The 13,673-nt window shown below is 51.3% G+C and carries 12 protein-coding genes; 6 read left to right on the top strand and 6 right to left on the bottom strand.

From position 1 onward, the window contains the following. Positions 1 to 167: 167 nt before the first annotated feature. The 3 genes from LKK83_RS03205 to LKK83_RS03195 all read left to right on the top strand — a co-directional run bounded on the left by LKK83_RS03205 (position 168) and on the right by LKK83_RS03195 (position 3,068). Positions 168 to 557 carry a DUF3110 domain-containing protein gene (locus tag LKK83_RS03205; protein WP_324629394.1) on the top strand — a complete coding sequence of 130 codons (390 nt, stop codon included), beginning with the start codon at positions 168 to 170 and terminating at the stop codon, positions 555 to 557. Positions 558 to 879: 322 nt separating this feature from the next. Next, positions 880 to 1,800: an N-acetylmuramic acid 6-phosphate etherase gene (murQ, locus tag LKK83_RS03200; protein WP_324629393.1), complete on the top strand. Its 921-nt coding sequence runs from the start codon at positions 880 to 882 to the stop codon at positions 1,798 to 1,800. A gap of 176 nt (positions 1,801 to 1,976) precedes the next feature. Continuing rightward, positions 1,977 to 3,068 carry a RuBisCO accumulation factor 1 gene (locus LKK83_RS03195; RefSeq protein WP_324629391.1) on the top strand — a complete coding sequence of 364 codons (1,092 nt, stop codon included), beginning with the start codon at positions 1,977 to 1,979 and terminating at the stop codon, positions 3,066 to 3,068. Between the two features lie 41 nt (positions 3,069 to 3,109). Here LKK83_RS03195 and LKK83_RS03190 read toward each other — a convergent pair whose 3' ends face one another. The 4 genes from LKK83_RS03190 to LKK83_RS03175 all read right to left on the bottom strand — a co-directional run bounded on the left by LKK83_RS03190 (position 3,110) and on the right by LKK83_RS03175 (position 7,232). Further along, positions 3,110 to 5,056 (bottom strand): glycosyltransferase family 39 protein, encoded by a 1,947-nt coding sequence (locus tag LKK83_RS03190; protein WP_324629389.1) that lies wholly within the window; start codon positions 5,054 to 5,056, stop codon positions 3,110 to 3,112. A 44-nt stretch (positions 5,057 to 5,100) separates the two neighbouring features. Then, positions 5,101 to 5,256 (bottom strand): hypothetical protein, encoded by a 156-nt coding sequence (locus LKK83_RS03185; protein ID WP_324629388.1) that lies wholly within the window; start codon positions 5,254 to 5,256, stop codon positions 5,101 to 5,103. After that, the gene (locus LKK83_RS03180) at positions 5,232 to 5,720 is read right to left on the bottom strand and encodes a serine/threonine protein kinase (RefSeq protein WP_324629386.1); all 489 of its coding nucleotides are present in this window, start codon (positions 5,718 to 5,720) and stop codon (positions 5,232 to 5,234) included. Before LKK83_RS03180 ends, LKK83_RS03185 begins: the two co-directional genes overlap by 25 nt. A gap of 150 nt (positions 5,721 to 5,870) precedes the next feature. Then, a complete protein-coding gene (locus LKK83_RS03175; protein ID WP_324629385.1) occupies positions 5,871 to 7,232 on the bottom strand; it encodes a serine/threonine protein kinase in 1,362 nt (453 codons plus the stop codon). Between the two features lie 331 nt (positions 7,233 to 7,563). On the opposite strand from LKK83_RS03175, the gene LKK83_RS03170 reads away from it, so the two are divergent. The 3 genes from LKK83_RS03170 to LKK83_RS03160 all read left to right on the top strand — a co-directional run bounded on the left by LKK83_RS03170 (position 7,564) and on the right by LKK83_RS03160 (position 10,158). Then, entirely contained in the window at positions 7,564 to 8,085 is a 522-nt protein-coding gene (locus tag LKK83_RS03170) for a hypothetical protein (RefSeq protein WP_324629384.1), read from the top strand. A gap of 164 nt (positions 8,086 to 8,249) precedes the next feature. Continuing rightward, on the top strand, positions 8,250 to 8,741 hold the full coding sequence (locus LKK83_RS03165; protein WP_324629383.1) for a PspA/IM30 family protein: 492 nt from the start codon (positions 8,250 to 8,252) through the stop codon (positions 8,739 to 8,741). Positions 8,742 to 8,787: 46 nt separating this feature from the next. After that, positions 8,788 to 10,158 (top strand): 16S rRNA (cytosine(967)-C(5))-methyltransferase, encoded by a 1,371-nt coding sequence (locus LKK83_RS03160; protein WP_324629381.1) that lies wholly within the window; start codon positions 8,788 to 8,790, stop codon positions 10,156 to 10,158. A gap of 50 nt (positions 10,159 to 10,208) precedes the next feature. Here LKK83_RS03160 and psb35 read toward each other — a convergent pair whose 3' ends face one another. Together psb35 and LKK83_RS03150 are read right to left on the bottom strand one after the other, a co-directional pair. Beyond that, the gene (gene psb35, locus LKK83_RS03155; protein WP_442957270.1) at positions 10,209 to 10,397 is read right to left on the bottom strand and encodes a photosystem II assembly protein Psb35; all 189 of its coding nucleotides are present in this window, start codon (positions 10,395 to 10,397) and stop codon (positions 10,209 to 10,211) included. 732 nt (positions 10,398 to 11,129) lie between these two features. Then, positions 11,130 to 13,430 (bottom strand): transglycosylase domain-containing protein, encoded by a 2,301-nt coding sequence (locus LKK83_RS03150; protein ID WP_324629379.1) that lies wholly within the window; start codon positions 13,428 to 13,430, stop codon positions 11,130 to 11,132. Between the last annotated feature and the right edge of the window lie 243 nt (positions 13,431 to 13,673).

Genomic DNA, 13,673 nt, shown 5'->3' with positions numbered 1-13,673 from the left:
CAAGAGACCTCATCATAATTGAGGAATATCAAGCGAAAATCAGCTCCCATGACAAGGGATAAATTGGCTAGGAGCCGTATGAAGCGAAAGTTTCATGTACGGTTCTGAATGGGAGGTGGGGGTTGTGAAGCCCCTATCGACCCCTAATAGGAAGAGGGTCTGAGCTTATGCGTGTCTTTGTTTTACTGTTTAATGCCCGCACGGAAAATGAAGGAATTCATACTCTGCGAATTGGCGATCGCAATACGGTTCTGATGTTTGAATCGGAAGATGATGCCACCCGCTATGCGGGACTGTTGGAGGCCCAGGATTTCCCTACGCCCACTCCGGAGGCGATCGATTTGGAGGAGGTGGAGGAGTTTTGTCGGGAAGCAGGATATGATTGCAAGGTTATCCCGGAAGGGGAATTAAGCGTTCCCCCAGAAACCAATCTGGAGGAAACGGACTGGAATCCGGATGATATCCCCGATCGCAGTTCACAGCGCCCCGCCGAGGACTCCAGCTTCTCGGAATCGGAACTCGATCGCATCCGCCGTCAGCTAGAAGGTCTCTTGTAACCCCAATGGCGCGGGTTCGGAATCTTGGGGGAACAAACCGCTGCAGTTCTGGGAAGGTCAACTCATCATCTATTGACAAGTAAGAATGTAAGTCACGACCCCTGTAGGCCCGCGAGGGCAGGACGCTTTAATATCTCAACTACGATAGGTTTAGTGCAAGGTATCGATCGCAAATCCTGTCAGTTTGTTCACAAAAAGGATGGCTATGCTTACAGTTTATAGTCCACGAACTTCAGGGCATCGAACCCTGAAGTTCGGCTGGTTTCCTCCCGCCGCTAACCCAATTGGGTATAGCGGGGGTTTGCACAACAAGGAGGTTTAGATGAGTAATTTGGAGGAACGGGGACATCTGCTCACGGAACAGGTGAATCCGAAAAGCGAAAATCTCGATCGCCTCAGTTCTCTGGAATTGGTGGATCTGTTCAATCACGAGGATGGGAAAGTATTGAGCGCGATCGCGGCGGCCCGGGCGGAACTGGCACGGGCGATCGACCGCACGGCGGATTCCCTGCGCGATGGCGGACGTCTGTTTTATATCGGTGCGGGCACCAGCGGGCGTCTGGGGGTGTTGGATGCGGCAGAATGTCCCCCCACTTTCTGCTCGCCTCCGGAACAGGTGCAGGGCATTATTGCGGGGGGAGCCGGTGCGTTGATCCGCAGTTCGGAAGATTTGGAGGACCGCGCTGAGGATGGGGAAGATGCGATCGTCCGTCGTCATATTGTGGAACGGGATGTGGTGGTCGGAATTACCGCCGGGGGCACGACTCCGTTTGTCATCGGCGGGTTACAGGCGGCCCGCCGTCGCGGCGCAACCACGATTTCGATCGCCTGCGTGCCGGCGCAACAGGTGGACATGCCGGCAGATATCGATATCCGTCTGTTGGTCGGTCCGGAACTGCTGGCGGGTTCGACTCGCTTGAAGGCGGGCACGGCGACTAAACTGGCGCTGAATATCCTCTCCACCGGGGTGATGGTTAAACTGGGCAAGGTTTATGGCAACCGCATGGTTGATGTGTCGGTGACGAACCGCAAGCTGCACGATCGCGCGTTGCGAATTCTCAGCGATCTGACGGGGTTGAATCGTCAAGAGGCTGGCTTTTTGTTGGAAAAAAGCGGTCGGTCGGTAAAGTTGGCGCTGATCATGCATTGGACCGATTTGGATAAGGGAGAGGCGCAATTGTTGCTCGATACCCATGACGGACACCTGCGCTCTGCTCTGGAAAGTGCCCCGGGAAAAGGGTGATGGGGCACTAGGAGGCGATCGCCCTACCTGAAACTCCCCCCTCGGCGCGATTTCAGCGGCAGTGCGAGGATACTCGCGCTTCACCGTAGCGAGGGAGACTCTCGCACTTAAGGGGTATATCATGTCGAAGGCGATTTTATGTTAAGTGAGACATCGAGGTCTAATTAAGGATAGCTATGACTGAAACTCCACAAGGAACTCCCAATCCCAATCCGAACGCTTTATCCGAGCAAGAGGCGGAAAAATTGGTGCGATCGCTGCGTCGCAAGGAAGGCTCTTGGGTTGACTGGGGCAAAGCCTGTCACCAGTTGGCGCGATCGGGTTATAATTCGCAAAATATTTTTGAAGAAACTGGCTTTGAGCCAGTTCACCAAAATCAGGTGATTGTCGGATCTCAGGTTTACGATTCGATTGTCACTGTAGGAGTCTCGGACCATACGCGATCGCATTTTGCCCGCAAAGGCAGCGATATTCTCTACGAATTGCGGATTTTGACTCAAGAAGAACGGGCCGCCGCCGCTGAATTTATCGTGCAAAGAAATCTCGATTTTGATGAAAGTCACGAATTGGCAAAAGCGATGAAAGACTTCTCTCGCTTGTCTAAATTACCGGAGGGATTTTCTTCCCATCCCGGAGATGCCGTGGCTTATCAATCCTGGAAATTGGCACGGCAAAAATCCGATATGCAAGAGCGATCGCGCTTGATTGCCCGGGGCCTGTCTTTTGCCCATACCCCCAGCGCCCGTCAAAAAATCGAGCAGTTGCTTACGGATTTTACCGTCACCCCGTCGAAACCCGCGCCGATATTGCCGGTGTATCGCATCGAATCGGCGGAACAATTGCCCCGCATCCTGCCGGTGGTGGGGGAAATGCCCCTGACACCGGCGGATTTACAGGCGGTTCCTTTGGTGGAGGAAGAAGAACCCTTTGGCATGGTGAAGGCGTCGGGAAATGCGGCGTGGGTGCCGATTCCGAGTTGGCAAGTGGTGTTACAGGCGGAAGACCCGGTGGCGATTTTGTGCCACAGCGATCGCCTTGCTCAACCCCTGACGGGCAAACCGGAATCGGTGTTGCTGGTGGTCGATCGCTCAATGCGCGTTTGGGATGAGAATAGTTATTTTATTTGCGATCGCAATGGCACTTTGGATATGCAGTGGTTTGAGTCTCAACCGGATACCCGCTTGCTGGGAAAAATCCTGTTGGTCCTGCGTCCTAAAAAAATCCTGGATGAGGAGTATGGCAAGGAAGTGTGGCAGATTGATGAATAGTTGGCGGGCGATCGCCCCCTTTGGCGTAGGTTCAGTAGGAACTAAAAATCGGCTTTCTTATACCGTTTTTCTTGAACGAGGAAACCGTTAAGATCCCCCCGTCTCGCCCCTGGAATCCCCTGTATCCCGCTTTCTGTTTTCCTCCCCTTTGGCGAACTTCCTTTCCCCAACCTCTCACAGCGATAAAGCTGATAGGGAATCCCCAGCCGATAATACTCCGTCGGGACAAGCTGACAAACCCCTTGTTTGGATAGGGCTAATTGTGGCGGATATTGTCGTTGTCTCAACCCGGGGGCGACGATCCATAAATTCAGCGGCGCAGCGGGAAGTTCGCCCAACTGCGCTAAATATTCCCATACCGACTGATAACTCGGCGATCGCGTCACAAACGCCACCCAAGTCTCTTCCGGATTCTGCGCGCGAATGCGCTCCAATTCCAGCGCCAACCCCAATCCTAACCCCACTTCTTGATAATTCTCATATCCCACCACCACCATCACCGGCGCATCAAAATTCACATTCATCCGCCGCGCCATTCCCTGCGGATCGTAGGGTTTTTGAAACACCAACCCCGACACCACAAAACTGCTGCTTATCGCCCCCAACAACACCACCAATATCACCGGAAAAACCCATCCCGAAAACCGAAATCCTCGCATTTTCACCCGCTTCCCCTCCCCCGGCAATTCCTGGGAAACATTTCCCTTGTCTGTGTCCCTTTTTTCTGGCGGTTTTTTCCCGCTCAAACTGGCAGCAAGTAAGGCACAAATTCCCGGATAATACATAAAATGATACCGCACCGCCGAGGTAATATCCTTCCCCAGCAAGTAAACAATTGCAAAATATTGCAACAGCACGAATCCGGTAAAAAATCCCAGGGTTATACTTGACAACTGTGTGGTTTTTGTGGTAAATAATCTGCAAAAATTGCCAGCAATCTGCCCCACCATCCAGCCAGCAAATATCAGCATCAGCAACCCGGAAGAAATCGCCACCCACAGGGGTTGATTTTCCACCGGCAGCGCCACAGTCATCACCAACCAGCCAGCCAGAGTATTAAAAATTGGCGTAATGCTATCCGTCCATGAGGGGTTAAAGGGTTGAAACCAATCGGTTTCCGGACGATTGAAATGTTGTAGCAAAATCGGCAACCACGGCCAATAAAATAGTCCGGGCAACAGGCAAAAGCATATTAGTTTTAGCAGAGTAGTTGTTGCAGTTTGCTGATTTTTGTGAATTTTATTACATACTCGCCAATTTAGCCTAAATCGAAAGATAAAAACAGCAAATAAAGTTAGAATTTGCGCCACAAAAGCCAAAATAAAGAAATAGTGGACATATAAACCCGTTGCATTGATTACAGACCAAGCCAGCCCCCAAAGTATCGGTACTTTTTTACCTAAAAATACGCGCTTTGTCATTTCAATTAATCCAATTAATGCTAAAATAATTAAGACCATCGGTAAGGTATAGTGCCGCGCTTCTTGGGAGAGATAAACGGCGAAGGGAGACACCGCCATCAGTGCGGCGGCGACCCTGGCGGCGCGGGCAGAAAAGGCCAGACGATTGAGAAGATAAATCCCCGCGATCGCGACAATGCCAAACCAAGCAGACAGCGATCGCACCTGCCACGCAAAAGAGCCTTCTACTCGCTTTAACCACTGGTGAGTCAAGCAAAAAAACAGGGGCGGATGGGTCGATTCCGTGGCCACCGTTTGGGCAATTTGACCGCAACTTGTCTGGGAATTTAGGGTAAAAATATCCGCCAATTGTCCCACCCTCAACTGCACATCCAAAGGCACGCGATCGTAGCTTCCTCCCACACTAAACAACCCGGTCATAATTTCATCCAACCACAGCGGTTTTGCCTCCAATTGCGCGAAACGCAGTCCCGCCCCCAACAGCAGAATCCCGGCTAACAGCAAATACTCTCGATAATAGCGCATATTTGAAGATGAACGATCGCCCATTTTACAGTGCCTTGACATCAAATTATTTCCTTTCTTGCCACTTGCGGTTGTTCCGGTTATTCTCATCCGGAAGGGATAGAGAGAACTTTTCCCACAAAATCCCCCACTTCCGACACGAACCACTCTTGTTCTGGTATTTTCAGTTGCGATCCGAAGCGATAATTTTGCCCTCCCACCTGCAAATTGCAAGTTCTTATCGGCTGATTGTCAACTTCCATATTTGTCCGATCGCTTCTTCTAAAGATTGTCCCTCCGCCAATTCTTGCACGATATAAAATCGGCGATCGTCTGAGGTATCGATTTGGAAATAATCTAAATAATCCGGAATCGCCGAGTGTTCTAGTTGAGAAAGCACTTTGGCTTCTCGTTCAAACAGTTCGATCGCTTTCCACTCTTGGGTTGCGCGCAGAGAAAGGGTTTTTATCGCCACCGCCTTGCCCGTTTCTAAATCTTCGGCGGCGTAGGTGATGCAAATTCCGCCGCGCCCGAGGGTGTGGGTAATGCGGTAGCGGTTTTTAATCCGGTCTTCTGGATGATGGAGGGTTTCCATAACGTTGGCAATAATCGCATTGTTTCTATGATAGCGAAACGCCCTGCGACATTTCGCCCCACCCAGGGAAAATACGCGGCGATCGGATGCGGTTTTCCGCTCAATCCCTCGCTTTAAATTGGGCGGTTGCAACCGTTCAATTATAGGGAATTACGGAGGTTTCCGAACCGTAGGTAAGCCCTATCAAATCAATGAGCGATATCGCGGTAAACTTCCAGAATTTAGGCTGCTTTTGGATTAAGGGTTTTCATTGATTTTGCCTGGGGTTTTTCTGCTTGATAATCATCGATGTGACATAAGGCTTGGCTTTCCGATAAAAGAGGCCACTTCCGAGACCAACCACTCTTGCTCTACTATCGTAAAGTTGGAACCGAAACGATAGGTTTTGACCCCTACTTGTAGAGCGCAACTCACCACCGGTCGGCTGTTAATTTTAACGTTGCTCGGGCTGACTTCTGCGCGATAAATATCCTCCACATTCCCCTCGATTTTGCGGGTAAAACCGAAAAGCTGCCACTGCAAACGGAAGGTTTCCCGGTCGATTTCCAAGCGAGTTCGCCCGAAAAACTGAAATAATAATGTTCCCGTCAGGGTCAATCCCACCACCCAAAACGGAATCGAGAACATGGCAAAAAAGATGCTTGCCATTGCGGCACCTGACGTCCAAAGCACTAAAAATCCATTCCAAAATAACGCAAAAAATATCAACCCAATCGAATCTGGTTTAAATCCAGTGGGGGGCATATCCACCACCAGTTTGCGTTTGGTTTTGTTCAAACTGATGCGACTGCCGGCGGGTTTGCGGGAACTGGATTTTAGGGGATAAATCGATTCGCGATTTCCATCCAAAACCCCCAATGCTTCCACCGCTGATGTAAACCGGTCTTCCACTGCAGGTTCTAGCATTTGCTCTAACCAATCGGCAAAATCATTCGACACATTCACATAGGGACGAAAATCAAGTTTCAGTCGTTTTTCCGGTAATTCTGCTGGGGATTGGTGGGTCAGCAAATAAATTAACGTGGCACCCAACCCATATAAATCGGTGCTGGGTTGTGCTTGTCCGCGAAACTGTTCTGGGGCCATATAACCGTAGGTTCCTACCACGGTACTCCCGCTAGTCATAGTATGGCGATAGGTATCTTGTACTGCCCCAAAATCTACTAGCAATATCCGACCGTTGGAGTGCAAAATAATATTTTGCGGTTTGATATCCCGATGAATTACTGGCGGGTTTAATTCATGCAAATAGTTGAGAATTGCTAACACCTGTTTGGCAATGTCTCGACTCTCTATTTCTGTGGGATGCCAGCCACTTGCGATCGCTTCTTCCAAGGATTGTCCCTCCGCCAATTCTTGCACGATATAAAATCGGCGATCGTCTGGCGTATCGATGTTAAAATAATCTAAATAATCCGGAATGGCCGGGTGTTGTAGGTGGGAAAGCACCTTGGCTTCTCGTTCAAACAGCTCGATAACTTTCCAGTCTTGGGTCTGGCGCAGGGAGAGTGTTTTTATCGCCACCGACTTGCCCGTTTGTAAATCTTCGGCGGCGTAGGTGATGCCAATTCCACCGCGCCCGAGGGTGTGGGTAATCCGGTAACGGTCTTTGAGAATGTCTTTTGGGTGATGGAGGCTTTCCATTTTTGTAATAATCCTATTTTTTCTATGATAGCACCCCCTCCTAACCTCTCCAGCTCTATCCCAGGAAAAGGCGCGGCAATCCTTTTTCTTTCTCCCCCTCCATCAAGTGCTGTCCATATTGCTGCTTTTAATGCCTAAATTACAGGTAAAGGCTCCTGGAAAAGCCTATTAATTATAGGGTTAGTTTACGATGGCTTTGCAGCCAGGAAAAGAAAAGGTTCCGGGGCTGAATTGGCAGAATGAGTCAAGGCGTCAAAATCTTTAATCGAAATTGCAAAAATCGGTAATTTTAGATAAAATAGAATGAAAACATTTCAGGAACCTTCAAAAAATGCTACCTCAAAGTTTAGCGGTAACGGCTTGTGCGATCGCTCTGTTACTGGGGATAAACCCAACCCCTAAAGCAGCGATCGCCCAAAACAGCACTCAAGTTCCCATCGATCGCATTCACTTAGGTGCGTTTACCCCCGACCGAGATGCTTACATGGGTGCGGAATTCATCGTTCCCAATTGGAATACTACCAACCCCGCTTATGGGGGTCAGCTTCGCTTGTACGACGTTCATCTCGCCAAGATGTTTGAAATCACGGATTATGAATGTCAAAATTCAAGATTGCAGGGGATTTCCTGGAACTATTTTGCCGGGGGTGGGGAAGTGAATATGGGCAATTTCGAGATTAGTTGTCGTCTCGCGGCGCAACAAGTCAGAGAATATGGAACCGGAACCCCAGAACAAACCGCAATCTTTCGCTATAGCCAACCGCAACGAACCGAATATATCCCCATTCTCGATATTACCGGCAATAAAGTTTCCCCTTGGATGAATTTCGTTCAGGGTTTCCGCCCGCAATAGTTTACTCAATAAAGCGATAAAATAGATAAACCCCCCTCCCCAAGCAGACAGGGCCGCCTGATTTCGCTTTCAGGGGAGTCTGAAAACCGATCGCGCGACAGGTTCAGCCCCACCCATACGGCAAATGAAATAAAGACGAATCGATTATCACAGGAGAGAAAACCATGAATTTAGGCGATCGCATCAGTCGGTTGATTCGGTCGAATATCACCGATTGGCAGCAAAAACGCAGCGACTCCGAGGCAGAGCTGAAACAAACCATTGCGGAACTGAAGCAAAGTGTAGATCGAGCCGTTGCCAGTCAACAACGCCTCGCCCAAGAGTACCGCGCCACCCAAACCCGCATCGAGGGATTGCAACAACAAGCGCAACGCGCCTTGCAGCAAAAAGATGAGGCAAAAGCGCGGGAGTGGTTGACAGAAAAACACAGCCAAAGTAAAATTGCAGAGCAACTGCAAATCCAGCTTGCGGAATTGACGCCTCGAGTCGATGCGCTCAAACGTCATTTCTCGAATTTGGAAGCTCACACTCAAACTCTGAAGGCACGCGCCGCCTCTGCGCGGATGGAAAATCAGTTAGAGCAAATGCCGGACATCGATTTTGCAGAAATTGACGCCCAACTCGATAACCTGCGATCGCGACTGAATCGCATGTAACCTTCTCCTGTGCCGATAACACAAAAGGGCTAGCCCCATTTCTATTATGCAAAATCCTCGTCAACTCGCATTTTTAGCCCTGCGCGACATCGATCGTCGCGATGCATTTGCCGATGTTGCCTTAGACAAATGGCTGCACAAAGCCACTGTGGGCGCAGAGGAACAACTGCTCCCGAGGGATCGGCGATTGGCAACGGAATTGGTCTATGGGTGCGTGAGAAGACGGAGAACCCTTGACGCGGCGATCGACCAACTGGCGAAAAAGAAAGCCCACCAGCAACCCCGGGATTTGCGAATTATTCTGCACTTGGGATTGTATCAGTTGCGCTACCTCGACTTTATCCCCCCTTCCGCCGTAGTGGATACCACCGTTGAGTTAGCCAAAGCGAATAAATTTAAAGGACTCGCCGGGTTTGTGAATGGGGTATTGCGTCAATACCTGCGCTTGGCAAATTCGGAAGATGGCGATCCGCTAAAATTACCCGCCGACGAAATATCACGGTTGGGGATATCGTATAGCTTTCCCGATTGGATTGTCGCCTATTGGGTAGAGCAATTAGGGGTAGAAGAAACGCAACAATTATGCGAGTGGTTTAATCACTCGCCCACCCTAGATTTGCGAGTTAATCCCCTGCGAAGTTCCCGCGAAGCAGTGGAAACGGCGCTAAAGTCGGCGGGAGTGCAGGTGTCGCCGGTGCCTCATTTGCCCCAAGCGTTGCGCTTAAGTGCCGGTGCGGGTGCGGTGCAAAATTTACCGGGATATGGGGAGGGATGGTGGACCGTGCAAGACAGTAGCGCCCAACTGGTGGGGTATTTGCTCGCGCCGCAACCGGGAGAGGTGGCGATCGATGCCTGTGCGGCACCTGGGGGAAAGACAACTCACATTGCGGAGTTGATGGGAGATGAAGGGACGATTTGGGCGTGCGATCGCACGGCGTCGCGGTTGAAAAAAGTGCCGGAAAATGCCCAACGACTGCAGATCGAGTCGGTACAAATCGTCAGGGGTGACAGTCGGGAGTTGAGTCAATTCCAGGACGTAGGCGATCGCGTGGTGTTAGATGCCCCTTGTTCTGGACTCGGCACCCTGCATCGTCGCGCCGATGCCCGGTGGCGTCAAACTCCCGAAAACATCGAGCAACTGTCGCAACTGCAAGGCGAATTGCTGGCGGGAGTGGCTCGATGGGTGAAACCCGGTGGGGTGTTAGTGTATGCCACTTGCACCTTGCATCCGTTGGAAAATGAAGCGGTAATTCGCGAATTTTTGCGCGATCGCCCCCACTGGCGAATTGAACCCCCGGAATCGGGCACGCCCCCAGCGGCTTTTGCCACCTCAGAGGGGTGGATTAAAGTGTGGCCGCACCAGCATAACATGGATGGGTTTTTTATGGTGCGCTTGCGCAAAGTTGGGAGTGGATAATGGCGGGGCGATCGCCGATGGATCGCCCCAGTCAGGTTTTATTATGGGGTTTATTCGCTTAAGTTTTTCTTATCGACTTTTGGCACCACGTCGGGACGTTCTTTGTCTTCCCAACCCGGGGGACGCTTAGAGTTGTACCAGGCGATCGAGCCAATGGTCGCTGCAGCAATAAAGCCGACGGCAAATACCACACCCGTTACGGCAAAATCGGTATTGCTGGCTGCAGCAGAGACATCCATTAATAGATTCATAAGCACTCTTATCGAACTACAATATTATTTTACGATATGAGGGAAACCCGCGTCTCTCTCTAAAGAGGAATATTGACCCGGGTGATTGATTAGAAAAAGTTATGCGTAGCAGAGTTGAACTGCGATCGCGCTTGTAGGCACGCCCCACCCCCTGCTTGCAGAGAAAGCCAAGGGGATGGGGTAATGCGGCAATGGGATGCGCGGGATGTTCCTACAGCAGCTTGCGATCGCCCTTGATTCACCCCCTATCCCGGTCTGGGGGATACGGGGTTGCGATCGCAGTGCCGGCAATTCTCCGCCTTTAAACAGCACAGATGCAAAATAATTGCCACTTTTGCCACTCATCTCACTACTCTTTTCTGGAACATGAACTTTCGCGAACTCCTCCAGAACACTTGTCCACCCCCCAGAATTGGGCAGCACTTGAATAGCACGCTCGTTCAGGTTTGGATGCAGAATAAAACCGATCGCAATCTGGCGATTCGCATCATCTTCCGGCAATACCAAAACATGCGGTGGATACCTATTGACGCTCAGTATTTTAAATCCCCCCGAATTAAACTATCCACCAGATTGGCTTGGATAGAAATATTTTCCAGGGGTTTTATCAGGGTTGGTTCTAAGTGACTTCTCCGATGAAGCCACAAGCGTGTAAATCATTCCTAATGTCGGGGCGGATTGCGATCGCCCCGACATGCATCGAACCTGGCGACCTCACATTTAGTAATAATAGCCCTCATAATAATCATGGGCATTTGCCGAGCCAGATTGCGCGTTATCCGGCGTGGTGTCGCCGTAGTAAACACTGTGAGGTTGCACCGGTTGCGCTTTCAGAAATCCGTTGCGATCCTCTAACTCCGGCAGTTCGGGAAACTCCTGCACTGGGAGTTCCTCCGTCACTTTGTCCATAAACTGACGCCAGGTAAAGGCGGCGGTGCTGCTGCTGCCCCAAGTGGGGTAGCTGTCATCGTTGCCCAACCATACCCCAGTCACCAGTTGGGGGATAAAGCCGATGAACCATAAATCGCGGGCTTCGTCCGAGGTCCCCGTTTTCCCAGCCACCGGGCGATCGCGCAATTGCGCCGCCGCCCCCGTACCGTACTGCACCACCGGTTCGAGCATCCAAGTCATAATCGAAGCCGTTTCGTCATCCAGAGCGCGTTGCGGTTTAAAATCAGCAGCGTAAATCGTCTTCCCTCGGCGATCGACAACCCGAACGATCCCATGCGGCTCATAATGCCTCCCTTCCGCCGCGATCGTCCCATAAGCGCTCGTCAGTTCCAGTAAATTCACTTCCGATCCCCCCAACGCCAGAGAATAAATCGGCTCCAGTTTCGATTTTATCCCCATATCTTGCGCCAGTTTAATCGTCGGTTCAAAGCCGATATCCATCAACACCTTAACCGCCACCACATTAATCGAGCTACTGAGGGCATCGCGCATCGAGACCCAGCCGCGATATTTGCCCCCGAAGTTGCGCGGTTTGTAGCCATCTACCTTAAAATTCGCATCTTCGTAACCATCATAAGGAGACCAACCCGCCGCGATCGCCGCCGTATAGACAAACCCTTTAAACGTCGAACCCGGTTGACGTTGGGCCTGAGTCACCCGATTAAACTCGCTTTCCTCAAAAGAGCGACCCCCCACCATTGCTTTAACCGCACCAGTTTTCGGCGCGATCGCCACCAACGCCGCCTGTTCGAACCCCTGAGAGGCCCCATCGAGTTCCACCGCCTCTTTCACCACCTCTTCCGCAATCTTCTGCCATTCTCGATTGAGCGTCGTTTCCACCGTCAAGCCCCCCATTTCCAGGGCTTCTTTCGACACATACTTCGGCAACTCTTTTTGAATGTAAGACGTAAAATAAGGAGCCTCCACCTGTAGGCGTTTCGGGGCACTCGCCTTCACCCGCAGGGGTTCTGCCCGCGCCGCCGCCGCTTCCTCTGGGGTAATGTATTCCAATTCAGCCATCCGTTGCAACACAATATTGCGACGCTTGCGGGCATTTTCCCGATTCACCAAAGGCGAATACACCGAAGGTGCCGGAGGCAAACCGGCGATCGTTGCCATTTCCGCCAAAGTCAACTCTGGCACCGACTTGCTGAAATACACCCATGCAGCATCCGCCACCCCATAGGCACCGGACCCGAGATAAACGTAATTGAGATAGCGATCGAGGATTTGCTTTTTGTACATCTCCTCTTCAATCTTCATCGCCAGCAGGGCTTCCCGGAGTTTGCGCCCCAGGGTTTGTTCCTGCGTCAGAAACACCATCCGCGCCAGTTGTTGCGTAATCGTACTTCCGCCTTGCACCACATCTCGCGCCAGCACGTTAGACACCGTTGCCCGCAAAATCCCTTGATAGTCGATGCCATGATGTTGATAAAATCGACTGTCTTCCGAGGCGATAAAGGCATGAATCAAGGGCACGGGAATCTGCTCGATATTCAGTTTATCTCGCGTCGCGGGTCCTATTTGCTGTAGGATCCGACCATCCGCCGCTTTAATCGTCAAGGTGCCATCGCGCACAAACGTAAACACTTCCGACACATTGGGCAAGCTGCGGTCTAAATACCACCAGCCCCAGCTTACCGCACCCACCCCCGAACTCAGGGTCAGCACTCCCACACCCACCCAAAACCCTCGACGGCGATACAGGAGTTTACCCTCCGGGCTTTTCCAAAGGTGCTCGAGCGCCACGCGGATTTTTGCCACTGCTTTTCCCGCGCGCGCCATCTTGCTCGCATTCGGTTCCTTAACCTCCGCAAGCGCTTCTCCTGGTTCCGAGGGGGTAGCTTCGCCCTCCAGTGCTTTTCCCGCGCGCGCCATCTTGCTCGAATTCGGTGCCTTGAGTTCCGAAAGCGCTTCTCTAGGTTCCGAGGGGGCAGCTTCGCTCTCGGTGGATTGCTGACTCTGTGCCAGCATCGGTGCGGCTTGTGACCCTTGCCGATCCTCTGGTTCTCGAGCCTCTCCCGGGTTGGGGAGATTATCCCCCCGAAACTTTCTGGAGATCTCCTTCATTTTGGAAATAAAGTTTGTCACGTTAACTCCTCACGCACCACCACTAGCCAAGCTGTTTTGTTGTTTTTATTCACGACTTACGCCGCCCGATTTGTAGGCATTGCCCACCACTCCTAATTGTTAGAGGCATTCGCGGCGGATTGCGTAAGCCCTATTTATTCTAGAGCTTGATACTCCCCGCGCTGAAGACGCGGGGATTCTTAAGCAGTCCAAAACTGAACTCTTAAAGGCATTATCAAAGTG

This window comes from Phormidium sp. CCY1219, from assembly GCF_035615515.1.
In the GTDB taxonomy this organism is placed as follows: domain Bacteria; phylum Cyanobacteriota; class Cyanobacteriia; order Cyanobacteriales; family Laspinemataceae; genus CCY1219.
Note: the sequence above shows the minus strand (reverse complement) of the source record. Positions and strands in the feature narration are given on the sequence as shown.

What these genes read in the sequence shown, in the direction of transcription:
- LKK83_RS03150 (WP_324629379.1), bottom strand. Translation starts at nt 13,430, where the DNA reads ATGAAGGAGATCTCCAGAAAGTTTCGGGGGGATAATCTCCCCAACCCG.
- LKK83_RS03185 (WP_324629388.1), bottom strand. Translation starts at nt 5,256, where the DNA reads ATGGAAGTTGACAATCAGCCGATAAGAACTTGCAATTTGCAGGTGGGA.
- LKK83_RS03160 (WP_324629381.1), top strand. Translation starts at nt 8,788, where the DNA reads ATGCAAAATCCTCGTCAACTCGCATTTTTAGCCCTGCGCGACATCGAT.
- LKK83_RS03205 (WP_324629394.1), top strand. Translation starts at nt 168, where the DNA reads ATGCGTGTCTTTGTTTTACTGTTTAATGCCCGCACGGAAAATGAAGGA.
- LKK83_RS03170 (WP_324629384.1), top strand. Translation starts at nt 7,564, where the DNA reads ATGCTACCTCAAAGTTTAGCGGTAACGGCTTGTGCGATCGCTCTGTTA.
- LKK83_RS03195 (WP_324629391.1), top strand. Translation starts at nt 1,977, where the DNA reads ATGACTGAAACTCCACAAGGAACTCCCAATCCCAATCCGAACGCTTTA.
- LKK83_RS03165 (WP_324629383.1), top strand. Translation starts at nt 8,250, where the DNA reads ATGAATTTAGGCGATCGCATCAGTCGGTTGATTCGGTCGAATATCACC.
- murQ (WP_324629393.1), top strand. Translation starts at nt 880, where the DNA reads ATGAGTAATTTGGAGGAACGGGGACATCTGCTCACGGAACAGGTGAAT.
- LKK83_RS03190 (WP_324629389.1), bottom strand. Translation starts at nt 5,056, where the DNA reads ATGTCAAGGCACTGTAAAATGGGCGATCGTTCATCTTCAAATATGCGC.
- LKK83_RS03175 (WP_324629385.1), bottom strand. Translation starts at nt 7,232, where the DNA reads ATGGAAAGCCTCCATCACCCAAAAGACATTCTCAAAGACCGTTACCGG.
- psb35 (WP_442957270.1), bottom strand. Translation starts at nt 10,397, where the DNA reads ATGGATGTCTCTGCTGCAGCCAGCAATACCGATTTTGCCGTAACGGGT.